General features: G+C 43.1%; 26 protein-coding genes. 15 read left to right on the top strand and 11 right to left on the bottom strand.

Going from position 1 to position 25,901, the window contains the following annotated elements:
- The first annotated feature begins 358 nt into the window (after positions 1 to 358).
- The 4 genes from OSCIL6407_RS0111345 (at position 359) to OSCIL6407_RS0111325 (ending at position 5,345) form a co-directional block, all read left to right on the top strand.
- Positions 359 to 1,441: a class I fructose-bisphosphate aldolase gene (locus OSCIL6407_RS0111345; protein WP_007354716.1), complete on the top strand. Its 1,083-nt coding sequence runs from the start codon at positions 359 to 361 to the stop codon at positions 1,439 to 1,441.
- Positions 1,442 to 2,073: 632 nt separating this feature from the next.
- Complete coding sequence (locus OSCIL6407_RS0111335) at positions 2,074 to 2,979, top strand: MBL fold metallo-hydrolase (protein WP_007354718.1); 906 nt, start codon at positions 2,074 to 2,076, stop codon at positions 2,977 to 2,979.
- Between the two features lie 162 nt (positions 2,980 to 3,141).
- On the top strand, positions 3,142 to 4,341 hold the full coding sequence (locus OSCIL6407_RS0111330) for a bifunctional riboflavin kinase/FAD synthetase (protein WP_007354719.1): 1,200 nt from the start codon (positions 3,142 to 3,144) through the stop codon (positions 4,339 to 4,341).
- A gap of 95 nt (positions 4,342 to 4,436) precedes the next feature.
- Positions 4,437 to 5,345 (top strand): AAA family ATPase, encoded by a 909-nt coding sequence (locus OSCIL6407_RS0111325; protein ID WP_007354720.1) that lies wholly within the window; start codon positions 4,437 to 4,439, stop codon positions 5,343 to 5,345.
- Positions 5,346 to 5,761: 416 nt separating this feature from the next.
- Here OSCIL6407_RS0111325 and OSCIL6407_RS35335 read toward each other — a convergent pair whose 3' ends face one another.
- Positions 5,762 to 5,899 (bottom strand): hypothetical protein, encoded by a 138-nt coding sequence (locus OSCIL6407_RS35335; protein WP_007354721.1) that lies wholly within the window; start codon positions 5,897 to 5,899, stop codon positions 5,762 to 5,764.
- Between the two features lie 445 nt (positions 5,900 to 6,344).
- Positions 6,345 to 6,737 (bottom strand): AbrB family transcriptional regulator, encoded by a 393-nt coding sequence (locus OSCIL6407_RS0111320; RefSeq protein WP_007354722.1) that lies wholly within the window; start codon positions 6,735 to 6,737, stop codon positions 6,345 to 6,347.
- Positions 6,738 to 7,001: 264 nt separating this feature from the next.
- On the opposite strand from OSCIL6407_RS0111320, the gene OSCIL6407_RS0111315 reads away from it, so the two are divergent.
- From OSCIL6407_RS0111315 to pyrR, 3 genes are read left to right on the top strand one after another with little or no spacing between them, the layout of a single operon-like run.
- Complete coding sequence (locus OSCIL6407_RS0111315) at positions 7,002 to 7,445, top strand: Rrf2 family transcriptional regulator (protein WP_007354723.1); 444 nt, start codon at positions 7,002 to 7,004, stop codon at positions 7,443 to 7,445.
- A 55-nt stretch (positions 7,446 to 7,500) separates the two neighbouring features.
- Positions 7,501 to 8,562 carry an adenosylcobinamide-phosphate synthase CbiB gene (gene cbiB / locus OSCIL6407_RS0111310; protein WP_007354724.1) on the top strand — a complete coding sequence of 354 codons (1,062 nt, stop codon included), beginning with the start codon at positions 7,501 to 7,503 and terminating at the stop codon, positions 8,560 to 8,562.
- A 43-nt stretch (positions 8,563 to 8,605) separates the two neighbouring features.
- Positions 8,606 to 9,139 (top strand): bifunctional pyr operon transcriptional regulator/uracil phosphoribosyltransferase PyrR, encoded by a 534-nt coding sequence (pyrR, locus tag OSCIL6407_RS0111305; RefSeq protein WP_019487233.1) that lies wholly within the window; start codon positions 8,606 to 8,608, stop codon positions 9,137 to 9,139.
- A 24-nt stretch (positions 9,140 to 9,163) separates the two neighbouring features.
- Here pyrR and OSCIL6407_RS35330 read toward each other — a convergent pair whose 3' ends face one another.
- On the bottom strand, positions 9,164 to 9,304 hold the full coding sequence (locus tag OSCIL6407_RS35330; RefSeq protein ID WP_007354726.1) for a hypothetical protein: 141 nt from the start codon (positions 9,302 to 9,304) through the stop codon (positions 9,164 to 9,166).
- Positions 9,305 to 9,388: 84 nt separating this feature from the next.
- Here OSCIL6407_RS35330 and rpsB point away from each other — a divergent pair, with 84 nt between their 5' ends.
- The 7 genes from rpsB (at position 9,389) to OSCIL6407_RS0111270 (ending at position 19,852) form a co-directional block, all read left to right on the top strand.
- Positions 9,389 to 10,198, top strand: a complete 810-nt coding sequence (gene rpsB, locus OSCIL6407_RS0111300; RefSeq protein WP_007354727.1) for a 30S ribosomal protein S2 — start codon at positions 9,389 to 9,391, stop codon at positions 10,196 to 10,198.
- A 343-nt stretch (positions 10,199 to 10,541) separates the two neighbouring features.
- On the top strand, positions 10,542 to 11,201 hold the full coding sequence (tsf, locus tag OSCIL6407_RS0111295) for a translation elongation factor Ts (RefSeq protein ID WP_007354728.1): 660 nt from the start codon (positions 10,542 to 10,544) through the stop codon (positions 11,199 to 11,201).
- A gap of 293 nt (positions 11,202 to 11,494) precedes the next feature.
- The gene (locus OSCIL6407_RS0111290; protein WP_007354729.1) at positions 11,495 to 12,496 is read left to right on the top strand and encodes a hypothetical protein; all 1,002 of its coding nucleotides are present in this window, start codon (positions 11,495 to 11,497) and stop codon (positions 12,494 to 12,496) included.
- A 251-nt stretch (positions 12,497 to 12,747) separates the two neighbouring features.
- The gene (recG, locus tag OSCIL6407_RS0111285; RefSeq protein WP_007356549.1) at positions 12,748 to 15,246 is read left to right on the top strand and encodes an ATP-dependent DNA helicase RecG; all 2,499 of its coding nucleotides are present in this window, start codon (positions 12,748 to 12,750) and stop codon (positions 15,244 to 15,246) included.
- A gap of 40 nt (positions 15,247 to 15,286) precedes the next feature.
- Positions 15,287 to 15,463, top strand: a complete 177-nt coding sequence (locus OSCIL6407_RS37045; protein ID WP_007356548.1) for a hypothetical protein — start codon at positions 15,287 to 15,289, stop codon at positions 15,461 to 15,463.
- Between the two features lie 355 nt (positions 15,464 to 15,818).
- Positions 15,819 to 16,904, top strand: a complete 1,086-nt coding sequence (locus OSCIL6407_RS30585; RefSeq protein WP_007356545.1) for a DNA cytosine methyltransferase — start codon at positions 15,819 to 15,821, stop codon at positions 16,902 to 16,904.
- Positions 16,901 to 19,852 carry an ATP-dependent helicase gene (locus OSCIL6407_RS0111270; protein ID WP_007356544.1) on the top strand — a complete coding sequence of 984 codons (2,952 nt, stop codon included), beginning with the start codon at positions 16,901 to 16,903 and terminating at the stop codon, positions 19,850 to 19,852. Before OSCIL6407_RS30585 ends, OSCIL6407_RS0111270 begins: the two co-directional genes overlap by 4 nt.
- Before the next feature lie 142 nt (positions 19,853 to 19,994).
- On the opposite strand, the gene OSCIL6407_RS30580 is transcribed toward OSCIL6407_RS0111270, so the two are convergent.
- The 7 genes from OSCIL6407_RS30580 to OSCIL6407_RS0111230 form a co-directional block, all read right to left on the bottom strand.
- Entirely contained in the window at positions 19,995 to 20,297 is a 303-nt protein-coding gene (locus OSCIL6407_RS30580; protein ID WP_007356543.1) for a type II toxin-antitoxin system RelE/ParE family toxin, read from the bottom strand.
- Entirely contained in the window at positions 20,294 to 20,506 is a 213-nt protein-coding gene (locus OSCIL6407_RS0111260) for a hypothetical protein (protein WP_007356542.1), read from the bottom strand. The genes OSCIL6407_RS30580 and OSCIL6407_RS0111260 overlap by 4 nt, the downstream gene beginning before the upstream one ends.
- A gap of 110 nt (positions 20,507 to 20,616) precedes the next feature.
- Positions 20,617 to 20,985, bottom strand: a complete 369-nt coding sequence (locus tag OSCIL6407_RS0111255; RefSeq protein ID WP_007356541.1) for a XisI protein — start codon at positions 20,983 to 20,985, stop codon at positions 20,617 to 20,619.
- Positions 20,986 to 21,150: 165 nt separating this feature from the next.
- Positions 21,151 to 21,369: a type II toxin-antitoxin system HicB family antitoxin gene (locus tag OSCIL6407_RS0111250; RefSeq protein WP_019487230.1), complete on the bottom strand. Its 219-nt coding sequence runs from the start codon at positions 21,367 to 21,369 to the stop codon at positions 21,151 to 21,153.
- A gap of 273 nt (positions 21,370 to 21,642) precedes the next feature.
- A complete protein-coding gene (locus OSCIL6407_RS0111240) occupies positions 21,643 to 21,861 on the bottom strand; it encodes a hypothetical protein (protein WP_007356538.1) in 219 nt (72 codons plus the stop codon).
- 85 nt (positions 21,862 to 21,946) lie between these two features.
- Complete coding sequence (locus OSCIL6407_RS0111235) at positions 21,947 to 23,164, bottom strand: DNA double-strand break repair nuclease NurA (protein WP_007356537.1); 1,218 nt, start codon at positions 23,162 to 23,164, stop codon at positions 21,947 to 21,949.
- Positions 23,165 to 23,513: 349 nt separating this feature from the next.
- Positions 23,514 to 24,296 carry an HAD family hydrolase gene (locus OSCIL6407_RS0111230; RefSeq protein ID WP_007356536.1) on the bottom strand — a complete coding sequence of 261 codons (783 nt, stop codon included), beginning with the start codon at positions 24,294 to 24,296 and terminating at the stop codon, positions 23,514 to 23,516.
- A gap of 128 nt (positions 24,297 to 24,424) precedes the next feature.
- On the opposite strand from OSCIL6407_RS0111230, the gene OSCIL6407_RS34175 reads away from it, so the two are divergent.
- Positions 24,425 to 24,658 (top strand): hypothetical protein, encoded by a 234-nt coding sequence (locus OSCIL6407_RS34175; protein WP_148288855.1) that lies wholly within the window; start codon positions 24,425 to 24,427, stop codon positions 24,656 to 24,658.
- Here the strand turns inward: OSCIL6407_RS34175 and OSCIL6407_RS0111220 are convergent.
- A complete protein-coding gene (locus OSCIL6407_RS0111220) occupies positions 24,641 to 25,378 on the bottom strand; it encodes a DUF928 domain-containing protein (protein WP_007353705.1) in 738 nt (245 codons plus the stop codon). The two genes, OSCIL6407_RS34175 and OSCIL6407_RS0111220, sit on opposite strands and share 18 nt — an antisense overlap.
- Between the last annotated feature and the right edge of the window lie 523 nt (positions 25,379 to 25,901).

Genomic DNA, 25,901 nt, shown 5'->3' with positions numbered 1-25,901 from the left:
TGCTTATTACAGGGTAGCGCGTCTTAGCCTTAGTAAGGAGGTTTGGAGGGCGATCGCTTGTAAACTGTAAAAGTAGTTTCTAGGGAAGAGAGTTTACGAACGCAGTCACTTTTAGTTATATTCGTACCTTTTTTATTACTACCTTACTTGAGAGTAACTATTATTTTTAATATCCAATTGTGCTTTAATATTTATCTCTACCAAAACAATCAACGGAAAAATCAAATTAAGGTTATATAGTTTTTTAGAAAATTTTAAGGGTAAGGAATGGGAAAATCGAGGAATTTTCGTTAAAATTTTTACTAAGGCAGTGTCTTTAAAGGCAAAGCCTGAAACTGAAGTATTTAGGGCAAACCTTATGACCGCTACACTATCAGTTCCTAATTTAATCGAGACTTCACTAGGTGATGAAGCTGAATACTTGCTCAGCTATAAGGCGAAAGTTTCCAAAGATTTGTTACACCTTCCGAGTCCCGACTGGGTAGAGCGGATTTTTGGTCACAGCGATCGCTCTCCGCAAGTTCTACGATCTCTTCAGCAACTCTATTCTAGCGGCCGTCTAGCTAACACTGGCTACTTGTCCATTTTACCTGTAGACCAAGGAATTGAGCATTCTGCGGCAGCTTCCTTTGCACCAAACCCGATCTATTTTGACAGCGAAAATATCATCAAGTTAGCAATATCTGCTGGCTGCAATGCTGTAGCAACAACTCTAGGAGTTTTAGGCAGTGTTTCTCGCAAATACGCTCACAAAATTCCCTTTATTCTCAAGCTTAATCACAATGAATTGCTAACTTATCCTAATCAATTCGACCAAGTGATGTTTGCTTCTGTAGAACAAGCTTGGAATTTAGGAGCTGTGGCTGTAGGTGCTACAATTTATTTTGGTTCGCCGGAATCCACCAGGCAAATTCAAGAAGTCAGCCAAGCTTTTGCACTCGCTCACGAATATGGAATGGCAACAATTTTGTGGTGCTATCTCCGTAACGATATCTTCAAACAAGATAAAGATTATCACATTGCGGCCGATTTAACTGGTCAAGCAAATCATTTGGGAGTGACGATTGAAGCTGACATTATCAAGCAGAAATTGCCAGAGTGCAATCGCGGCTATGAGGCTGTTGCTCAAGCCAGCAGTCAGAGTTACGGGAAAACCGACAAGCGCGTTTACTCAGATTTAACCAGCGATCATCCCATCGATCTAACCCGCTATCAAGTGCTGAATTGTTATGCTGGTCGCATGGGTTTAATTAATTCTGGGGGTGCTTCTGGTAAGAATGATTTTGCCGAAGTAATTCGCACGGCGGTGATTAATAAACGCGCTGGAGGTTGCGGATTAATTTCGGGTCGCAAAACTTTTCAACGACCATTTGAAGAAGGGGTAAAATTGTTTCACGCGATTCAGGATATTTACTTGTCACCGGATGTGACGGTTGCTTAAGTCTTCGGTAACGCTCTGTTAATATCAAATTCAGCTTCCTTACCCCGAAGAAGGGTAAGCAGTCCCACAGCGCGTTTTGCCCTAAAGCTCTGTGACAGAATTTGGTGACAGAATTTGACCGCACCGCGAGCATCAAAGAATCCCATCCCCTTGAGGGGTGGGAGTGTCAACCACAGGATTACTCTGCCTGCGGGTCATTAAATTTGATGATAAAGTTACTAGAGTGTAAAGAATAGCTCTGAACTGCTAAGCTTTTTAAATTAACCAAAATTTCAGTTGCTCACAACAGGGATCTCGTTTGAGAGCTGGTAGCAAGTGCATCTCTCTGGGGGAGACAAAAGCAGAAGAACAGCCTTTCTTGCCACACTCTTCCCCAAAGTGTATCTAGGGAGGTTAGGCTAGTGAAGAGTCGGGAAAATACTTGCGCTCCAGACTTCAACAGTCTACCTTGTAATTTCTTAACTCAGTTATCAAGCCCAATAGTTTTGCTTGCGTCTTGCAGCCGAGACAAGCGCACATTGCAAGGTTGCGCTTCACTCTAACGCCAGAGATCCTGGGTTTGATGGCTCATACCTTACCGAGATGTAAACACTTTACCGATAGATCGCCTAAGAAATCTTGCAGGAAAACCCATGTCTAGTATGCAAAACCAATTCACGGTTCACTTCTGGGGCGTTAGAGGCAGCATAGCCTCTCCAGGGGCAGAAACAGTGCGCTACGGCGGCAATACACCCTGTGTAGAAATGCGAGTGGGGACTCACCGCCTGATTTTTGATGGCGGTACGGGGTTGCGGGTACTGGGGCAAAGTCTCCTGTCCCAAATGCCCGTAGAAGCTTATATGTTCTTCACTCACTCCCACTGGGATCACATCCAGGGGTTTCCGTTTTTCGTCCCTGCTTTTGTCAAATGCAATTCTTTTCGCATTCACGGAGCTATAGCTCCCAATGGGGCTACTATTCAGCAGCGGCTTAATGACCAAATGCTTCACCCCAATTTTCCAGTACCGTTGCAAATTATGGGGGCTGACCTCAAGTTCAACGATATCGAAATTGGCCAACCAGTGGAAATCGGCGATATTAAAGTCGAAAATGCTCTGTTAAACCATCCTGGGGAAGCTGTGGGCTACCGCGTGAACTGGCAAGGATATGCAGCAGCTTATGTCACGGATACAGAACATTTTCCCGATCGCTTGGATGAAAATGTGCTGTTTTTGGCTAGGAATGCTGATGTGCTGATCTACGACGCTACCTATACAGATGAAGAATATTACTCCGAGAAGTCGCCAAAAGTTGGTTGGGGACATTCGACTTGGCAAGAAGCGGTGAAGGTAGCTAAGGCCGCAAATGTCAAAAAGCTGGTGATTTTTCACCATGACCCTTTGCATAATGACGATTTTCTCGATCGCATCGGAGAGCAGGTTGCCCAAAAATTCCCTGATAGCCTGATGGCACGGGAAGGTTTGTCTATCCAGTTGGTGCCTCCGGCTAATGGTGCTGTTGAGGAGTCCGTACAATCGGAAGTTAAGGTGTCTGCATAGCGGATTTTAAATTTTAAATCGGGTGTCGCAGCTAAAATCCGCCGCTCAAAAATCTAAATGCCGTATGGCTTTGATGGGTAAAGTTATTATCCTTCGTCTACCAATGTCAATTTTAAATTGATTTAGAGGCGTAGCGATCGCGTAACGGCTAAATATGTCAAAATGTTAAGCGTGTGGGTAACTTATTCTTCTACCGCTGCTTTGACTCCTACTACCGTTGCCTTGGGAAATTTTGACGGTTTGCATCTGGGGCACCAACAAGTCGTGCTGCCAATCCTGAATCGGGCACAAATGCTTGCCCCGATGCTTATTCCCCCACAAGAGTCAGTACGATCGAGCCCTGACCTTGATGAAGGCTTAGGGCCTATGTGGGAGTTGGCTAGACCTCTTTCTCGGACGTTTCATGACGATCGTTTAGCTATTTCGCCACCTGTAGCTGAAGTCAACTACAAAGGCTACAAATCCGACCGACTAGAACCTGCTTGTGCAACAGTGGTGACGTTTAGCCCCCACCCCCAAGAGTTTTTTAGCGGCAAACCCAGAAAAATGTTAACGCCGTTAAGAGAAAAAATAGCTCTGCTGAGGTCTATGGGTGTTGAGCAACTGGTATTGTTGCCCTTTAATAAAGAATTGGCGGCGCTAACTCCAAAACAGTTTGTTGAACAAATTTTAGTGCGGCAATTGGAAGCAACCCGAATTAGTGTAGGGTTGGATTTCTGCTTCGGGCGCGGACGAACCGGGACAGCTAAAGATTTAGCTGCGATCGCTGCTACTTATGGCATTGACGTTACCCTCGTACCACTCTACACTTACGCAGGAGAAAGGATCAGCAGTTCGGCAATCCGGGACGCTCTCCAAAATGGCAATCTCCAGAAGGCAAACCAATTGTTAGGCCGTCCATATAGCGTAGGTGGAGTAGTTATTGAAGGTCAAAAAATTGGTCGAACTATTGGATTTCCAACGGCTAATCTCCAGCTACCCCCAGAAAAATTTTTACCCCGTTTTGGCGTGTACGCTGTCCGAGTTACTCTCGAAGAAGAGACTGAGGAAGAGGCTTCAGGCGCAGGAAAATTTAAGCTTAGACCTAAGACAATAAACCTCACGCCTAAAAGTTTTAATCCTCCAATATTGGGAGTGATGAATATTGGCTGCCGTCCCACTGTGGAAGGTGTTAGTCCAACTGTAGAAGTTCACCTGTTAGATTATTCTGGGGATTTGTATGGCAAAACCTTAAATGTAAGCCTAGAAAATTTTTTGAGGCCTGAACAAAAGTTTCCTTCTCTGGAAGCGCTAAAGGCTCAAATTCAGTCTGACTGTGCATTTGCCAGAAAGTTGCTGTATAGTAACCCACAAGGTGATTAGGAGGTTTTTAATTGCTTAGCACTTATAGTTAGGGGCTAGGCTGCATAAGTTTAGAGGAATGAGCAATAAAAATTAGCACTTAGCAATTAGTAATTATGAAAGATCGTATTGAACGGCTCAAGCAAAATCTGAGTCAAACTATTGTCGGTAAAGCGGATAGTATTCGGTTGGTATTGGTGGCGATGCTTTCCGGGGGTCATGCTTTGTTAGAAGACGTTCCCGGTGTGGGTAAAACCCTATTAGCTAAGTCTCTGGCGCGATCGATCGCTGGCAAGTTTCAGCGGATTCAGTGTACTCCCGATTTATTGCCGACGGATATAACTGGGACTAATATTTGGAATCCCCGCAGCGGTGAATTTGAATTTTTGCCGGGGCCAGTGTTTGCAAACGTGCTGTTAGCGGATGAAATTAACCGCGCTACGCCGCGAACGCAGTCTGCTTTGCTAGAAGTGATGGAAGAGCGGCAGGTAACGGTAGATGGAGTTTCTCGCCCTGTTCCTAGCCCGTTTTTTGTAATTGCTACTCAGAACCCGATTGAGTATCAAGGGACTTTTCCTCTGCCAGAGGCGCAGATGGATCGTTTTATGTTGTCTTTGACTTTGGGCTATCCTAAGTCTTCAGAAGAGTTGCAAATGCTACAACGGCTTTCTGACGCTGTTGCGGTTGAGGAGTTACAACCTTGTCTTGGTTTGGATGAAATTCAAGAGTTGCGCCGTCTGTGCGCGAGTGTAAAGGTTGAGGATTCGTTGAAGGAGTATATTGTCAATTTGGTGCGATCGACGCGGGAAGATGAGGAAATTACTTTAGGTGTAAGTCCTCGCGGTGCTGTGGCTTTGCATCGGGCGGTGCAAGCTTTGGCGTTTCTATCGGGACGGGACTATGTTATTCCTGATGATGTGAAGGAACTCGCACCCCATGTACTTTCACACCGCTTGATTCCGGCGGGAGGACGGCGTTCTAAGACTATTATCGATCGCCTTTTGCGTTCTGTGGCGATTCCTTAGATGGTAATACCAATTCTCTAAATTAATGCTACAGTCTTGGGGCGGGTTTATTAATGTTATTTGTGGGTGGCAAATTTGATCGCGAACCCGCCCCTACCCCAAACTGTAGCAAACTTTTAGAGAAGTGGTATAAGTACCTGGACAAAAATAAATAGTGCCATTGTTTGCTGTGCGAAACTACCTCAATTCCTTGCGATTGCTTCGCTTCGCTCGCAATGACATGGCTACGTTTATTTTTGTCCGACTACTTAGCAATTTTGAATTCGATCTGAAATAGAAGTTTTTGTAGGGTGGGCAATGCTCACCTTACTTGTATGTTGAGCGTAATTAAAATAAAGCGGCAACTAAGTTGATTTTACCATGCCGATCGCTAACTTATTGTTTAAGTCCCGTTAGATAGATTTACTTAGTGGCTGCTAATTTCTGCTGTGATGGCGATCGCCATTGTCATTGTGTTGGGTTGTCATTGCCAAGACAAGTGCCTGCGTGTAGCGCTTGACTTTATAAAGCCATCTCCAAATACTGCGATCGCTTCGTTTCACATCCCATGACATATAAATATTGTGCGAGTCCGTAAAAATGCAACCGCTAACATTCCCAGAAGCTTAATCTCTTCTGGCTCGTTAAATCCTTGTCTCTTTCTATAGCGCTTCTCAAGCAAGTGAGATCCGCCCCTAGCAATTAATAATTAGCAAGTTTAGCCGATCTACGTGAGAAATACTATAGATTGCTAAATATTTGAGTATAGCTGCCTCTCAAGTTCTGCTATAAAGCCTGTGAAAAGATAGCCATTGCTAAGCATAGGCCAACCTTGGCAGGCATTCCTAACAGTTGTATGAAAACTTCCCTGCTCACCTAGTAACGATGTAGCGGAGAATAAAATTAAGTATTTTAGGACAATAATATAAGCGCTGGCAGTGGCCGTTATCCAGCCATTGCCACCATTTATACAAGCCGTACACTTTCAGGGGCGATGAGGGAAGTTTTAGAGAATGAAGCTTAGACTGCTTCTTCTTCTTCTCGATCGATTTGCCGCAGGTGAATGTGCTTACGTCCCAAAGAGATTTCAAACTCATCTCCAGGCTGAAGTTCCATCTGTTTAGTATAGGCTGCGCCAATCAGTAAGTTACCGTTAGACTGAACGCTGATTCGATAGCTAGCAGACCGTCCGCCGCGTCCATTACCATTTTGCTTACCATCAAGCTGAATACCCTCAGCATCAATGAGAGCATTGAGGAACTTCATCATGTTGACCCGTTCTACGCCGTTTTTGGTAACGGTGTAGTAGCCACAGGCTCTTGCCTTTTCTTCCTTGGTAAGGTTCTCTAGCTCTTTAACTTTCTTGATGAGAGCTTCGCCTTCTAGGGGCTCGATACTTTTCTTTTTAGCCATCTTCTGTTCCGAAATAGTCAACTACAGGTGTACGATTTTTTTCTTGGCTTACTTTTGCTATGACCAAGAAACTTTAGCTTTATAGCTGGTCGTAAAACTATATTACACCGATCTGCTAAATAGTTAACCACTTGATTAAAAATATTTTAGATAATATCGAGTCTTTCTTAAGGAGTAGCTGCCGAGTCGAAGCAATCTCTCAACTATGTAGCGTAAGCTATGAGCTATCAGCTAGCTAAATATTTGCCCCATATCTGACTGTCAATGAAGTTAACCACTCGCGGACACTATAGTGTGAAGGCGTTACTCGATCTAAGCTCGCAACCTGGTTACGGGCCGGCTTCTGTGAAAGCGATCGCAAGCCGACAAGAGTTACCTGCACCTTATCTAGAAAAATTGCTGATTGAGATGCGGCGTTCTGGTTTAGTTCTATCAGTTCGTGGCACTCAAGGAGGATATCAATTGGCAAGACGACCTGCTTCGATCTCTCTTGGACAAATCTTAGAGGCTGTAGGTGAAACAATTGAACCTTTAGCTGGTCATTCCCCAGATGCTACTGTTGCAGAAGATTGGGTGACATTCTCTCTGTGGAACCGTTTGCACAAAAAGATTACGGAAGCTCTTTACAGTATTTCCCTTGAAGACTTATACTATGACGTTCGCAGTTGGCAAGCGGTACAAGGGGAAGAAACGAGCTTTATCATTTAAACGATCGCTTACAAAAAAGGTTAAAGATTCTTAATGCCGGAAATGAAGATCGAGGATGAATTTATCGATGTTGCTGTCTGATGCTGTGCCTGCTGCTGTTTTACTTTTGGCTGCTATCTTGGATTATTTAATTGGCGATCCTTGGGGTTGGCCGCACCCGGTACGGGTGATGGGTTGGCTAATCGATCGCTACACTCAAGTTGTGTTTAATATATGGAATAATCCGACAGATGAGATGTCTATCCTACCGCTCCGCTTGGTAGGTACAATAGGCTCGATCTTGCTGGTTATTGGTAGCGGAACTTTGGTTTGGTTAGCGGTGCAAGTTGCTAACTGGGTTGACCCTATTTTCGCGATCGCACTCGAAAGTATCCTTTTAGCAAGCTGTTTTGCTGGGAAAAGTTTAAGGGCTGCCGCACAAGATGTGCTACATCCTTTAAATGAGGGGGATTTAGTCAAGGCACGGCAAAGGTTGAGCTTTTATGTCGGCAGGGATACAGAAAATTTATCGGAGCCAGAAATTCTACGGGCGGTACTAGAAACTGTAACGGAAAATGCTGTCGATGGGGTAATGGCTCCGCTATTTTATGGGGTAGTTGGGGTTGGAGCGAGTTATATATTATCTGTTAGCGGTGGGATGTTTGCAGCGAGTGAAGGGTGTCTCTGTTTGGGGGTGGCTTTTGCGATCGCCTATAAAGCAGCAAGTACATTAGATTCTATGGTTGGCTATAAAGAAGCACCCTTAACTGATTTAGGCTGGTTCAGTGCCAAACTTGACGATCTACTTACCTGGGTTCCCTGCCGTTTAACTGTAATTACGTTAGCTTTTCTATCTGGCAAACCGGGCTATGTTTGGCGGATATGTCAAAGAGATGCCATTAAAGATGCTAGTCCTAACTCTGGCTGGAGTGAATGCGTTTATGCAGCAACTTTGGGTGTCCAGGTGGGAGGTACTAATTCCTATCGGGGGGTTCTCAAAAATAAACCGCTTTTAGGCGAAGCGATCGATCCGATCGCGCCGGAAAAAATTAATCAAGCTTTACAACTGACCAGATATTGCTTTCTGATCTGGTTGGGATTATCATTTTTGCTTTATACTTTCTTCTTTGTGTTTTGACTGCTGGCCAGTTTTGCAGTCAATCGCCAACTCCCAGCAAGCAATGACTAAAATTGTTCAAATTTTATCTTCGGAAGAACTGCGCCGCACTGTCAATCGCCTCGCTTCCCAGATTGTAGAAAAATCTGGCAATCCCAAGGATTTGGCATTGTTAGGAATTTATACTAGAGGTGTAGCCTTGGCGCAGATGTTGGCGACCCAAATTGAGATGCTCGAACAAGTGCAAGTGCTTGTGGGGGCTCTGGATATTACTTTTTACCGGGATGACTTAGATCAGATTGCGATCCGCACGCCGGCAAGAACTGATATTCCTTTCGATCTCAGTGGCAAAATTGTGGTGCTGGTTGATGACGTTATATATAAAGGTAGGACAATTCGCGCGGCTTTGAATGCGGTGACAGAGTATGGTAGGCCGGAAATAATTTGGTTAGCTGTGTTAGTCGATCGCGGCCATCGAGAGTTACCAATTCACCCTGATTTTACGGGTAAAAAGTTGCCGACTGCTAAGGAAGAACAAGTTAAGGTTTACATTCAAGATTTGGATGGACGGGATGGAGTGGAATTAATTAAGGGTTAACAGTTAACGGTTAACGGTTAACTGTTAACTGTGTAAAGAGCGATCGCACCCAAGTTGTAGGGTGGGCGATCGCTGACTACCATCTTCGGCTATGAGAAAGATCACTTTTGTAGGACTAAAGAATTGTAAAGTGTGATATCCTAGAAAAGTTGTGTAAATTCGCACATCCAGGTTTTCGGGTGTTTCCGAGGCTTAAAACCTCAGAAATACGGCTGGATGGAGGATTAACCCGAATCAGGAGTTAAAAATATGTCAGTCGTCAGTTTGGCTCAAATGTTAGAGTCAGGAGTTCACTTCGGGCACCAAACCCGCCGGTGGAATCCCAAAATGTCCCCTTATATTTTCACCGAGCGCAATGGCGTTCACATCATCGACCTAGTACAGACCGCTCAGCTCATGGAAGATGCCTATGAGTACATGAGAGAGGCTTCTGAAAAAGGCAAAAAATTTCTGTTTGTCGGTACTAAGCGCCAAGCCGCCGGTATTGTCGCTCAAGAAGCCCATCGCTGCGGCGCTTACTACGTCAACCAGCGCTGGCTGGGAGGAATGCTCACTAACTGGACAACAATTAAATCCCGCGTTGAGCGCCTAAAAGATTTAGAGCGCCGCGAAGAAACCGGAGCCCTGGATTTGCTACCGAAAAAAGAAGCCTCAACGCTGCGCCGGGAATTGGCAAAACTGCAAAAATATCTGGGCGGGATTAAATCCATGCGTAAGATTCCTGATGCAGTCGTACTTGTAGACCAACGCCGGGAATACAATGCTGTTTTAGAATGCCAGAAGTTAGGGATTCCCATCGTCTCGCTGCTAGACACAAATTGCGATCCCGATTTAGTAGACATTCCCATTCCAGCGAACGATGACGCTATCCGTTCGATTAAACTAATAGTAGGTAAGTTGGCTGATGCCATCTATGAAGGTCGTCACGGTCAGCTCGAAAGCGAAGTAGAAGATTACTACGAAGAGTACGAAGGTGGTGAAGACGACTACGAAGCTGGCGAGTTGGAAGAGCTCGACATCCCAGATTCAGAGGCCGACGAAGACGCTGAAGCTGAATAATAGTATTTGAGTTGGTCGCTGGTAATTAGCAATTGGCAATTGCTTTTAACCCTTCGCATTGCAAAGGAAAAGTTATCAGTGCTTAATACCAATTCTTAAAACTATGACTACAAATCTCTACCCCCCGGCTTCGCCGTCCCCCCTTGCTAAGGGGGGACTACAGGGGGGTCAAATCTGTAGCTGTAAATCGAGGAATTGGTATAACTCAATACTCTAAGACTTACGCATAGACAACGTAATTATGTCATTGCTCGGCTTCCGAAGCAATCCCAAAGCCTTGCTACACCGTTAGAATGCGTAAGTCTTATACTCATAAATAATTCTGATTAGGAAGGTAGGCGAGATGGCAGAAATATCAGCAAAACTTGTTAAAGAACTGCGGGAAAAAACTGGCGCTGGCATGATGGATTGCAAAAAAGCGCTAGTAGAAAATGACGCAGATATAGCCAAATCAATTGAGTGGCTGCGGAAAAAGGGGATTACTTCTGCTACTACAAAAGCAAACCGCGTCGCCTCTGAAGGCTTAGTAGGTAGCTACATCCATACGGGAGGCCGTGTTGGCGTACTTGTGGAAGTTAATTGTGAAACAGATTTTGTCGCCCGCCGCGAGGAGTTTCAACTTTTGGTGCGGAATATTGCCATGCAAATTGCAGCTTGTCCGAATGTGGAATACGTGAAAGTTGAAGACATTCCCGCTGAAATTGTCGAGAAGGAAAAGGCAGTTGAAATGGGTAAGGATGACTTGGGCAATAAGCCAGAAAATATTAAGGAAAAGATTGTTCAAGGGCGAATTGATAAGCGTCTGAAAGAGCTATCTTTGATGGATCAGCCTTTTATTCGGGATCAAAATATCTCGGTGGAAGAGTTGGTGAAACAAACTATCTCTCAATTGGGCGAAAACGTCCAAGTACGCCGATTTGTGCGGTTTGTATTGGGCGAAGGTATTGAGAAGGTAGAAAGCAATTTCGCTGATGAAGTTGCCGCCCAAATGGGAACCAAATAATTAATTAAAAATTAAAAATTAAAAATTAACAGGAGCTACTGTTGTTTTTAGTTTTTAATTTTTAGTTGTTATATTATATGCAGTTTTCAATTGGTAGGCACTATTTTCAATTTACAAATTACCAAAGAAGGGGCTAGGATGCTCAGGACTAGGGGCTAGGGAAAGAGGAAGAAAGGGGGAGATGAGTAATTAGCCATTACCAATTACCAACGAACAACTAACAACGAACAACTAACAACTAACAATTACCAATTACCAATTATCAATTACCAATTACCAGTTAAGATTAGTGTATGTCTGGAGCAAGTGAGCGAATTGAGCGGGAAATAGGGGTACTGGAAGAAGCGATCGCAAACATCGGTTCGGAATTGGCAAATAGCTACAGCGGTTATTTAAATGCCTTGGGACAAGCGGCGAGTCAGCAGTTAATTTTGGCTTGTTATTACCTTTGTACTCAGGGATATCCAGAACCTTTTCTGAAGTTATCCTACAATCAGCGGCAAAAAATGCAGCAGTCGTTGCGGAAGTTGGCGATCGCAACTTCTGAAAAGTTGCAATTGCTACTGAAGGAGGAACAGGGAGAGGATGAGGATGAGGATGAGGATGAAGATGAGGAAGAAGGATGGGAAGAAGAGGACAATAACCAATTCGCAGAAAGCGAAGGAGATTCGCGGCGAGAGGAGATATTTAGTGAAGGCGAAACTGAAAACCCCGTTCGCGTAGCCTACCCACAGAGTTTAGCGTTGGGAATGGAAGGAAGCAATCTCAAAACTCAAAGCTCAAAAAATCCCAGTCCCCAATCCGCAGACAAATTATTGCAGTGGCAGGAGAAACTGGAAAAAGCGATCGGCAATACCCTCAAAAGCCTTTCTCGCGATAGTAACCGCTTACTGCAAAACTCAGGAATCTTGCCCAACCAATTACCTGAACCGATTTTAGAAGCCGCTGTTAACGCAGATACCTCTGGGGATGCGATCGCGGGGCCACCTAACCTATTAAACTTAATAATTGAAACCGTAGAATCGGAGGATGAAGAAAGTTTAGGAGAGTTAGGAGTAGGCAGTTTTGGAGGTTTAGGAGGTGCTCCCAGCGCTAATGCAATTCACATCACGGCGATTAATCTGCGTTTATCTGAAATTGAATTTGCCGATGCAGGCGCGACAGCTTGGCGACAGCAAATTCGCAACCTTTCCGTGCGGTTAAACACAGTGAGGCGCGACTATCAGAAAAAACAGCGAGAGTATACCATAGTTGCGGCCGAATCTGCTTGGCGAGCCTGTTGGTTTGAAGGATAATAAGTAGAAGGAAGAAGAAAGAAGGAAGAAGGAAGAAAAATTTAGTTATCTAGGAGAGAAGGAAGAATGTTTATACAGTCAGCTTTTTAGCCATCCCGATCTTATGTTTAATTAGGTGGATTTACTTAACTGGTAATTGGTAATTGGTAATTGTTAATTGGTAATTGGTAATCCCTTCCCCATCCTCCCCATCCTCCCCATCTCTTTCCCTAGTCCCTAGCCCCTAACCCCTAGCCCCTAGCTATATAATAATGATGACGGATCAACCAGATTGGGTGCGACTGCAAAAAGCTCTCTCCGTAGAGGCGGAACGTGGATTTACTGACTTACAAGGTTCTCAACACCGCTTCAGTGACTTTCTAAGTCTGAGTTTGAGTCAAGCCACTGATATCATACCGTTTAGCGATCGCAACCGATGTCTGCATCTGGCGGCGCAGTTTGTCAGTTATCCTGAAATGGAACTAGAAGAGCGCCAATCTCTTGTCGCTGAAACACGGCGTTTTCTCATGCAAGTCCAGCGAGTCTGCGAACACCAGAACTTTGGTATCGGACAGAAAGTGAGAGAACAGACACCGGAATATACTCCTTCTTCCCCAGTACCCAATACCCGAACTGCGCCGCTGAGTCAAAACCCTCCACCACCAAGCCTCTCTCTCGATCAACCTCTAAACCGTGTAACAGGTATCGGGCCGAACAATGGCAATCGTTTAGGCAAATTGGGGTTATTAACTGTATACGATTTATTATACTATTATCCCCGCGATCACATTGATTATGCTCGGCAAGTGAGCATCCGCGAACTCGCAGCGGGAGAAACTGTGACTTTAGTGGCAACTGTGAAGCGCTGCAACTGCTTTAGTAGCCCAAAAAACAATAAATTGACGATTCTAGAGCTGATTTTAACGGATCGGACGGGTCAAATCAAGCTGAATCGCTTTTTTCATGGCAATCGCTACAGCAATCGTGGCTGGCAGGAACAGCAAAAGCGTTATTATCCAGTGGGTGCGGTAGTAGCGGCTTCGGGGTTGGTGAAGCAAGGGAAATATGGGGTAACGCTGGAAAATCCCGAAATAGAAGTGCTCGACTCCGACGGTGGCACGATAGAATCAGCTACGGTGGGGCGGTTAGTACCTGTTTATCCCTTGACGGATGGGGTAGATGCGGGGGTGGTGAGGCGGGGGATGGCTGCGGCTTTACCGGCGGTTAAGCAAGTACAAGAGTCTTTACCTGAAAGTTTGCGCGATCGCTATAGTTTAATGGGGATAGCCGATGCCCTTAGTAATATTCATTTTCCTCTAGATAGAGATTGTCTGTCAGCATCCCGTCGCCGCTTAGTTTTTGATGAGTTTTTCTATTTACAATTAGGACTGTTAAAACGCCGCCAAATGCACCGCAAAGCTCAAGCGAGTGCAGTGCTAATTCCGAATGGGGAATTGCTGAATAATTTCTATAATATCATCCCATTTAAGTTAACAAATGCTCAGCAAAGAGTAATTAATGAGATCCTCAATGATTTAGCATCACCAGAACCGATGAATCGGCTGGTACAAGGAGATGTCGGCGCGGGTAAAACTGTGGTAGCGGTGGTGGCAATACTAGCAGCAATTCAATCTGGATATCAAGCAGCTTTGATGGCACCGACTGAAGTTTTAGCAGAGCAACATTATCGCAAGTTAGTAGGTTGGTTAAATTTAATGCACTTGCCAGTTGAACTGTTAACTGGTTCGACCAAAGTAGCGAAACGCAGAGAAATTCATTCGCAGTTAGAAACGGGGCAATTAAAAGTTTTAGTTGGAACTCATGCCTTGATTCAAGATACAGTTAATTTTGATAAATTGGGTTTAGTTGTAATTGATGAACAGCACCGATTTGGGGTACAGCAACGGGCAAAGTTGCAGCAAAAAGGCGAGTCTCCTCACGTATTAACGATGACCGCAACACCTATTCCTCGGACGCTAGCTTTAACCTTACACGGCGATCTAGATGTGAGTTTAATTGATGAATTACCTCCCGGAAGACAGGCAATTCAAACAACAATATTGACGGGAAAAGAACGCAGTCAAGCTTATGAATTGATTCGGCGGGAAGTGGGGGGAGGTCGTCAAGTTTATGTGGTTTTGCCTTTGGTAGAAGAGTCAGAAAAACTAGACTTACGTTCGGCTATTGAGGAACAGGAGAAACTAAAGACAACGATATTTCCTGAGTTTAAAGTAGGTTTGTTACACGGTCGGATGACAAGTGCAGAAAAGGATGAGGCAATTACCAAGTTCCGGGATAGAGAAACTCACATTTTGGTATCGACAACTGTTGTAGAAGTGGGTGTTGACGTTCCGAATGCAACAGTGATGTTGATTGAAAATTGTGAGCGTTTCGGTTTGTCGCAGTTGCACCAATTACGAGGTCGTGTGGGTAGGGGAAGCGATCGTTCTTATTGTTTGTTAATGCGGGGTTCTAATGCTGGGGAAGCTTTGCAGCGAATGAAGGTTTTAGAACAGTCGCAAGATGGGTTTTTTATTGCAGAAATGGATATGAGATTGCGGGGGCCAGGTCAGGTTTTAGGCACTAGACAGGCGGGTTTACCGGATTTTGCCTTGGCAAGTTTAGTGGAAGATCAAGAGGTTTTGGAATTGGCAAGGGAGGCGGCGAAGAGGGTGATTGATGAGGATGAAAGGTTGAATCAAATGCCTGCAATTAGAGATGAATTAGAGCGGAGATATCAGCGGATGATGAGTGGTTCTATTTTGACATAAGCTTGAGGAGGAAGAAGGAAGAAGGAAGAAGGAACAGGAAGTGGATAGATTGCTTGCGGATGTTAAGGAACGTTACGAACAGGTGAAGCGCGATCGCGATCGCCAGGTTGAACTGGGACATCGACGGGAGGATATTCGTCAGCAGCAACGTCGAAATCCTTTACCTGAGTTTAAGGGGCAGAATTGCGACAAATTCAGCAGGAATTGGAAACTATAGAACTTAATTTGGAAAGTAGTCTGTTTAGTTGGGGAAGTTTGAAGGAACCTTTTTGGCAGGCTGTGCGGTTTGGGGGTGTGGGAATTATTATTGGTTGGATGTTGAAGTCTTTTGTGGGGTAGGATAGATAATTTAGAGAAGTTGGGATTGACACTAACTTGGTCGGAGGAGTACCGTGTAGTAACAGTGTGGTTGAATGTAATTTACCAGCGGTTAGCTGCTAAACTTAAGAAGGTGGGCAAATTTAATTAAGAATCTTTATCGATCCAATAAATACTATTAATCAAGAAAAGTCTGTACATACGTATTCTATAATCTAATTGATAATTTATTGAGTATGAGCGTCTAAAAAACCATGAGAAGTGTAAAAGTAAAAGATAGAAATAATAATCATTCAGCGAAGCGATTGCTGACTGCGGTGGATCTTTTCTGTGGGTGTGGTGGAGTGACGGAAGGATTAACGAATCATAATATTAGGGTAGTAGCTGCTGTTGATAATAATCCGATTGTATGTAAGACCTATAAAATCAATCATCCAAACGTGAATCTTTATGAGTCTGATATTGCATTACTTGATCCGATGGATATTCGCCAGAATGATTTAAAGGGAGCTGATGTGGATATTCTAGTTGTCTGTGCGCCCTGCCAACCATTCAGCAGTCAAAATCGTACCAAAAAACAAGATAAACGTTCAAACTTAATTTTTGAGGCTGTTAGATTTGCAAGAGACTTACGTCCTTCGGTAATTTTTTTTGAGAATGTACCTGGACTTGCAACAGAAAAATATAGAGAAATAATCAATAAACTCAAACATGATTTACTGGAACTTGGCTATCAATTAGGTGAACCTATTCGAGTTGATGCGGCTGACTACGGTGTACCTCAACGTCGTATTAGATGTATTCTTTTTGCTGTTTTAAATTCTGAATTACCTATTATACCCCCACCTATAACTCCAACTGGGAGTCGAATTACAGTAAGACAAGCAATTGGTAATCTTCGATCGCTAAAATCAGGGCAGAAAGATCCAGGCGATCCTCTTCATTATGCCAGTTCACATTTGCCCATAGCTCTAAAGCGCTTACAACACATTCCTAAAGATGGTGGAAATCGTTTTTCATTGCCACCTGAATTAGAACTCAAATGCCATAAAAATCATAAAGGTCATGGAGATGTCTATGGAAGAATGCGTTGGGATGATGTTGCACCAACACTAACTACAGGCTGTACTGATGTAACTCGCGGACGATTCTCCCATCCAGAAGATGATAGAGCTATTACTCTTCGTGAAGCTGCTATTCTCCAATCATTTCCGCTTGATTATAAATTTGTAGGAACTAAGTCTCAAATAACTGAACAAATTGGAAATGCTGTGCCTGTTCAGTTAATGGAAGCACTAGCTCCCTCTTTAAGGATTGCTATAAATAGAGGTAGAAAATGACATTAAATTATACAGTTGAGCAGCAACAAGCTATTGCACATCGTGAAGGAAACCTATTGATCATTGCTTGTGCAGGAAGTGGTAAAACAGAGGTTATTTCTAAGCGAATTGCACAAATGGTTGATGAAGGAGTATCGAAACAATCTATTATTGCCTTCACTTTTACAGAAAGAGCCTCTCGCGAGCTAAAAACTCGAATTAGAGGTCATTTAGAAGATATTAACCCAGATGATGCCTCCCTTGGAGATATGTATGTTGGGACAATCCATAGTTTTTGTTTACAATTACTTAAAGAAATTGATACTCAATACCGTAATTTTGAGGTAATGGATGATGTTCGACAAGCAGCGCTAATAACTGCCAACTACCATTATTATGAAGATAGTGGAAAAGGAATTGGACTTAATCAGCTTCGTCAACAGATAAGGGGAGAGGGTTATTGGGATGCTCTTGATTGGTTTACTACAACCCTAAATGTCATTCATCTCAAAAGAATTGACCCAGAAAATCTTCAAACTGAGCATTTGAGTGGTGCGGTTCAACGTTATAAACAACTTGCCCAAGAGCGCCCCAACTGCTTTTTTGATTTTAATACAATTATTGGAGAACTTTTATCTCGTTTGTCAGAGCCAGCTTTGTTAGAGCAGGTACGCTCTAAGTTCCGTTACTTAATTGTAGATGAATATCAAGACGTTGATCCTCGTCAAGAAGAATTGATTCGTATTCTTTCAGACGGTGGAACTCGAATGTCAGTGTGTGTTGTAGGTGATGATGACCAAGCAATCTATGGCTGGCGCGGAACAGATATCAAAAATATATTAACTTTTGAACAGCGATATCCAAATGTAACTCGCATTGAATTAATCAACAATTTCCGTAGCACTCACGCAATAGTTGAAATTGCTAATAAAGCTGTGAGACAGCTTCCTGTTAACTGTCGGCTAAACAAGGCGATGGTTGCTAGGTACTGGCAATCTGAACAAGATGTTGTAGTTCTTAGGGAGCGCATGGCCGAGCTGGGCGATATTCGCAGGCAGGAATTTCCCTCAGATGAAGCCGAAGCTGCGTGGGTAGCTGAACGGATTAAGTATTTGCGAGGTACAGTAATTGAGGAAAAAGATGGCACTGAACGAGCGATAGACTATGCTGATATGGCAATTCTCCTGCGGAGTGTTCGTTCTTCCGGGCAAGTATTCGTTGATGCCCTTCGCGAGCAAGGGATACCTTTTGTAGTCAAAGGAACAAGAGGTCTATTTAGCCATGATGAAGTTTTACTTGTCCAGGCAGCATTTTGTCAGTTAGCACAAAGGGAATTTTCTTATACTGATATGACTGGAAAATTCCACTCATTCACTGTCAATAAAACAAGAGAGTTTGTTCGAGATACAGTTCGACGGCTACGTGACAGACAGCAAATGTCACAAGCAGATGCTACTTCCTTTTTGGAATGGATAGCTAAACAACGTGAAAAACTAAATCGTCAGAGTTTACCAAAAGAAGAGCGCGATGGTATTAGTAGACGTATCTACCCACAAGATATTTTTCAGGAAATGCTTGAGGAACTGGGAGCTAGTGCAGAAACTCAACCTTGGTCAGACGATATTTTATACAATTTAGGGCGCTTTAGCCACCTTCTGACGCAATTTGAATCAGTTAAGCAATGGATAGAACCAAGGGATCTCACTCCTCTTTGCCTTTTTCTAGGTGGTTGGGCAGCAGGTAAAACTGATGATGGTGGAGTTGATGAAATTACCACACCTAATGCCGTACAAATTATGACAATTCATGCTGCCAAAGGTTTAGAATGGCCTGTTGTTTTTGTCCCTCGTGTGTCTAGTTCCAACTTTCCAAGCAGCCGTCGTAATCAGGGGCCAGAAACTTTTTTAACTTCACAGGAGTTTGATCGCTCTGAATATGCAGGTGGTGATGCAGGAGAGCGGAGACTTTGGTATGTAGCACTTACCCGTTGCAGAAAATTTTTACATATTTCTAGCCAAGATAGGCATAGAAAAAAACCAAGTGATTTTTATAAAGAAATTACACATGATTATGTTAAAGGAGATGGGAATGATCCAACATTTCGTCGGCGTGATATTCCTATTGCCCCAGTCAATACCGAGTTACTCCCCACAACATACTCTGACTTAAACTACTACTGGAAATGCCCATTCGACTATAAACTTCGCTGCTTAATGGGATTTGGGCCCAGTGTCAAACAGGATTTTGGCTATGGTCAACAAGTTCATAATATTTTAGCTGAAATTCACCAGAGAATAGCACAAAATTCAGAGGCACATTTGTCAATTACAGAGGATTTTTTAGAAAACTTAGTTGAGCGACAATTTAATCTTCGTTACACACGAGGGAAACCTTTAGAAGCTCTAAAAAATGCTGCTAAACGGTCTATAATTAGGTATTGGCAATTCTATAGAGATCGTGCTGAATTAGCTTTTGAAGCAGAAAAACCATTTGAATATGTTGATCGGCAAAGTGGCGCATTAATTAGTGGGACGATTGATTTATTGCAAATAGTAGATTCTGGCGGACAACAAGAGTATCCAATTCCTGTTTGTGTAGTTGATTTTAAAAGTCAAAAGTGGGAGAAAGATCCTCAAAGTTATCGCGAAAGAAGAAATGATGTTACTAGGCAACTCCGGTTGTATGCGGCTGCTGTTCGTCATGCTTTAGGTTACGATCCAGACAACGGCGCTGATGCACACTTTCTCGCTCCTGAACCTCCAGATTCAGAGCTTGTAAACCTGGGGGTTGAGGAAAGGTTTACAGTGGATGTTGGCGATGAGTATCAGAATCAGGTTAGAGAAGAGGTTAGACAAGCCGTAGAAGGAATAAAGTCTGGACTATTTCCTCTCACAGGTAGTCAGTCTGACCCGCCTCGATGTTCAAAATGTGATTTCAAAAAAATTTGTCCTGGATTTAGGCTCTCATAATCAAAGTGACCAAGAATACTTAAGATGAGTTAAAATAGTTGAAACTCTTGCAGCGATTTAGTTTCACTGATTCTGTAATCTCTCCCTGCTTATAAAAAAGCCTTTACCGTGCGATCGCGCTTCCCTCTATATTTTTTAACTACTACCAAGCGCGATCGCGTTCAATAAACTTCATCATGGCTGCCAATATCAAGCAAGAGAATTTCCTCATCTCCCGACTCTGGATTCTCAACAAAATCAAATACAATCCGACAGTCATACTCCACAGTACAGGCCAAGAGCCAGCTAATTGACCTTTGAGTTTGTGTGTTTGCAGTGATGGCTCAAAAGAGTTTTCTGCCAAAAGTGTCAAAACACCTTCAACTTTAGGCTGTAGTTCCGGGTGTTTGCGGATCAGGCTTTTGTAAGCACGTTTAAACGATTGAGCAAAAGTAATAACTTTCAACGATTTAGCTCCGCGATCGCATCATTAACCGTACCTCTAAAAACGTTTCCAGCTTGATAGTCTTGTTTTCCTTGTGCAATATTAGCAGCAATTTCGGTACGACGGCGATCGCTAAGTCTCCGCTGCATGATGACAAGTAGAGTGGTTTGTTCATCAGTAGACAAGGTTTCGATCGCGTCTAAAATAATGTCAAATGTTACGGTTTGCATGGTGATTTAGCTTTGGCGGTGATGGTAACTATGTCTTATTTTACTAGAGTTTAATCGAATTTGCTGAAAATAAGAAAGCGCGATCGCCTTCCCACTCAAATCGCACTCCATCATACTTTCAACGATTCTCGCTGATGCTGTTTAGAAGGCACTCCATAAGCAGTATAAAGTCTAACATCAGGTGGTTGAAGTCCCAAAACAATTGATTCGGGAGGAATACCCACTGCAACTAACTCCTCAGCAATCAAATAATCAGTATTATTTGCTTGAATCCACACCTGACCGTCAATAATATCAATATGAATTATGCAATGGTGAATGCGTCGGTCATTAAACCAACCTATATTTAGTAACAGATAACGGTCATTTTCTACATCAAAAATTGTTTCATTTTGCGTCCCACTGTCAAAACTTGGAATCTCAGCATATTCAGTAAGCATCTGCTTAACCAGTTGGCGATAATTATTTAAGCTATCCATTGTACTATTTCCTCCGTTTTGGGGTTGAAAACAACAAGATTTAGGCGATTATTGTCTAACAATATCTGACCAAACATTTCTCCTTCAAACTGATAATTTTCAACAGTTTAGCTGTGCGATCGCGCCTTTCCTCTCCACCACACCAACAGAGTTTGACAATACCAATCAAGCAATTTGAAGCGTACTAGGTTCAGGGATAGATTCACCTTCTGCTTCCCAAGCTTCCAGATACATTTCAATCACTTCTTCGCCGTTATGAATTGCTTCCTCACGACTTTTACCATGAGTACAAGGCATCACCACGCGCTCGGAAAACTCTAGAATTGTGACTAGGAAAAGCCGATCTTCATCAGACCATTGAACAATCATACTATATCGACTCATAAACCCTCGCCCTCCCTTAACTCATTCAGTTCAGTTAATAAACGTTCATGGCTACCTTTGCCGCGTTTGGGTAGATAAACAAAACCTTCACGCGCAATCTGACCTTTCAAGTCTCTAATTTTCCTTAGCATGAATTTTGTCTATGTCCAGCCACATCGAAAGTAAAAGTATTGGACAAAGGGCTGCTGTGCGTTTGTTTCGGGAGAGATTGAGAGAAATTTTGCCGCAATAATTGCAGACAATATAACCGAAAAATCTTTTTTTTAATTTCTCTCACTTCCCCTGAACCATTTGCCAAAGCGTCTGTGGCAAATTAATTATATGCTGCAAAAGCTGATTCGGCCCAATCCCAAAAACTAATTGTAACACGAGAACAATAGCCGCGATCGCAACCGCCGTACCAAGACTAGCCTTTAATACCTTAATTGCCCAATTAAACGCCAACCAAGAAACAATCAATGCCGCAAGTAAAATAACTAATTCCAATGGCATAATCACCCCCAAACAAAATTATTCCCATTTATCTAACTTAAATTTTACGCCATCCAATTACCAGTTAACAGTTAACCGTTAACAATTACGCAATACTCCCCCGCTTCCTAGTTTCCTTATAAGAAATTCCCACATTTCTCAAGCCAGCCTTAATCATTTGTTGCTCCAACAAAGCAAAAAATCTACCTCGATCTCCCCCCGTCACTACCGCTTGATTATGAGCCTCTGCCAAAGCTACTGGATAGCCACCACCCTTGTGAACCTGACCTAACATTAAACTTAAAGCTGACTCCAATAATACAGGATTTTCAGCTACCCACTGCGGCATATCAATCCTAGCAATTTCAGTCCCTACATGAACATAACAAAAATAGATATTTTGTTCTCCATATAACTCCAAAATTCGAGCTTGCGATCGCCACAAAGGAGTTCTTTGTCCTGGTAACAAAATTGAACCCCATAAAATCACATCTCGCAACGGTTCAAACACTTGACAAGGTGCTTTCTCCGCATTCGGTAAATTCGCCGCAAAGATCGCATTAGGACAATTAGTTATACAGTCAGGTACGTCATAGGAACAAGCTGCCAAACGTAGAAAAGATAAAGTTTCAGCACTACGAGAAGCGCTAATATAACCTAATAGCGGAATTCCTGCTAACCGTAACTTTTCCCATGCTGCTAAAATTGGCTGCAAAATAAGATCGCGAGCTTCATTTGGCAACCCCTCCAAAAACCAATAAATCAACGAACCATCCACCATTGCTAAAGTTGGCGCTGTCAATTTATTGCCATTAATTGCCGCCCACTTACAGCCTAATTCCGCCAAAGCTTCTGCTTCCGACACGCTACGCCGATAACCCATCCACTCCTCAGTTCTAATTCCCCACTGACGAGCAATATACAGGTCTTCTGCCTTATAAAAAACCTCTGGCAAACTATCTAAAACTGGGTGGCGACTTTGGCCATAATGCAGGGTTACGCGACCGACATTTAGCAAATAGCAATAAGCAATTTCGTGGTGATTTGGGGCAATTTGCGATCCATCTGTTGCCAATACCGTATGAGCAATTGGCGGAACCACAATGTAGCCGCCGCCATCCAAAGGTTCTCTAGGAGTTGCAGCATTAAATAAGATGCGCTCGCGGTAAGTTTCCTGTAAATTTACCAACTTTTCCTGTGCAGATTCCGCTTTCTCAAGCAAATTTAAAGCTACCTCTAAGCGTTTACCAGCCGCCACAGCTTCCGCGCTTAGATGTTGGCTCATTCCTTGCATTGCCTTAGCTACTTTGGTTAAATCAAGCATTAGTATGAAGTCCCAAAAATTTAAAAAATAATGATAAGAAAATTGATTTTTTTTTGCTCCACCCCTTGCATTTTTCAGAACTTGACAGTATACTTAGTTTATAATAGAAATTGGTCTAAAAATATTATTTTTGCACCCATCCGATTATATAAATATACCTTGTCTAGGAGTACAAGTCAACCCCAAAATCTCAATTTTTTTGTCGCCGACACCAACGAAATCAGTTACCGAAAAATTTTTTAACAAAACTTACGGAGTTAGCTAAAAATAAAGGGTTGCGATTACTTCGCTTCGCTCGTAATGACAGAAATATATGATTCTTCCTTTTTCTTAACATACAAAGTTTATTCTACAACCACCCACAAAAATCCTGAGCAAACTGAGATAGAGACAAAAGTTTTACAGGAGGATATTTTGCTACCGAATCTCGTTCAGCTAAAGTATTGTATCCCCAATCAGCCAAAAATAAGTTGACCCCAGCTAAGTCAGATTGCTGTTTAACAGAAATCAAAGTTTTCAGTCTATCTTCCACAAACCAAATTACACCATCTTCCCCAGACTTCGCCAACAATTCTCGCAAAACTTGATGCTTAGGTTTGTTATACTCTTTACCAATAATCGATCCTTCAGGCATTTTCACCCCTGCTAACAGCAAAAGTTCGCGCACAAATCTACCTTCTTTAGTCGTCACAATTATTGGTTGTACATTACTACTCAATAACTCTTGTAAACGTTCCGTCACTCCCGGATAAAACAGATGTAGAGATAGCCACTCATTCAAATCCTTGGCAATCCATTCATCGCGTAAATTGTCTAGCTTAGTACCCACATCCAAAGCCGTCAGATTATTTTCTAGCAATAATTGCTGAGCAATGCTTGGCCAGTCTAGCAAAATCTTTTCCTGCGGAATATCTAACAGTAAAGCCTGGATTAAAAGTGGCATTTCCCAACCAGTTTCAATCACAGGCCGTAGCTTGTAGAAAGTTAAGGCTAAGTCGGAATCCGGGGTTGTATTAATAGGTTGCCAAATTTGGCAATAAGTCCGCCATGCTGTCTGAAAATATTCAACTAGACCATCACAGATTACACCGTCAAAATCTAGGGCTAAAATAGTTGGAAAGTTAGGGATCATTGGTAATTGGTAATTGGTAATTGGTAATTGGTAATTGGTAATTGGTAATTGGTAATGGCTAATTGCTAATGGCTAATTTAGGACTTACTATGGGGCTCCAGAAACCGGGTTTTTGAGAGCATCTGTGGGTGAGGGCGAAGTATTTTGGTCAAAAAAACCCGGTTTATGAGGTTGGGTGCGTAAGTCCTGTATTTCCTAATTGGGGAGAATGGCGGATTTTCTCCCCCATCCTCCCATCTCCCCCATCCTCCCCATCCTCCCCATCTCCCCCATCCTCCCCATCCTCCCCATCTCCCCCATCTCCCTCTCTTTCCCTAGCCCCTAGTCCCTATTCTCCACAGATTTTACTGACCCTGAAGTAGGGGTTGATTTGCAACTGATTCAAGTCCTTGAGACTGCAATAATTGCACCCATTCAGTTGCTAAAGCTGAATCATTAGGGGTCTTAAGACGCAGTTCAGCTAACGTAGTAAGAGTTTCATACCACAGCCCATTTTTAGCATAAACTCCTAACCTTGCACGAGGATCGGGATTAGACAAATCGCTTTTGAGAGCTGGCTGAGGTGTGATTCGCTCTACCCATCCCTTCACCACTAAATCTGCCGAACGATCGTTTGGATCGCAAACCATAGAAAAAGACCAGACATATCGCTTGCCAATCTCAAGAGGCTTACGACTGCCACTAGCAGGTGGTAAAGTCACGCTCACAACACCAGCTTTATTGGGTTTAAAAGCAGTCTCATAAACCACATCATCCTCATTTTCAGTTAGTAGAGTAAACTCAACTTTTGCGGAAGTTTGAGGAATATATACAAAAAAAGATGGGGACTCTTCTACGGTTAACCCAATATTGCTTACAGGTACTAAAGGGGTAATAGATAAACCGGCAGGACAGGCCCCCGTTCCCCGATGTGTCCCCCCTTGTCTGTTACCAGGTGCAGTGACATCAGGGGGTTGGAAATTAACTTGACTCAAAAGCAATGGCTCTGACTGAGCGTTTGCTACATTAGGAAAGCTAGCGATCGCGGTCATTCCTAAAGATAAAACCGCTGAAATTGTTGCTAAATGCAGAAAATGTTTCATTTTTTGGGGCCTTTGAATATAAAATGCAAAAATTGACAGAGATTATTCTGCACTTGCGGTGCTGTCAAGGTTCAACCAACCTGCACAGTGCAGATTTCAATTTTACTTCCTGCTTCAGACCAGGAAGAAAAAACACATCAATCGATTTGTCAGCAACCAACATAGGTAGTGTAAAAGTTAGCTAACACCCTTATACGAGATAGCCTCTTTCACACTGATTGCTACCTTGTTTGTCGATGTCGTAGTACATTAGCCAAAAGCTGACTAAACTAAAATGTTATAGACAATTATAGCTAGTATAGCTAGGCTTCTGACTACTTATTCTTACTCCACAGGCAATCGCCAGAGAGCTTCCGGTTCTTTACCCAATTTCATAGAGCCAAGGCTTCAGGCCTCCTTCCGTCTATCCCCTCCCCTCAAACTACTAGGGAAACCCTATCTAAAAACAGGGCATGAGGATATTGAATTCAAAGGCGGACGAGCTTTGTGATAGACTTGCCTTACGGCGGCAGCCGGATTTGTC

Source organism: Kamptonema formosum PCC 6407, from assembly GCF_000332155.1.
In the GTDB taxonomy this organism is placed as follows: Bacteria; Cyanobacteriota; Cyanobacteriia; order Cyanobacteriales; family Microcoleaceae; genus Kamptonema; species Kamptonema formosum.
The sequence above is the reverse complement of the archived record's forward strand: the minus strand, read 5'-3'. Positions and strand labels throughout refer to the sequence as shown.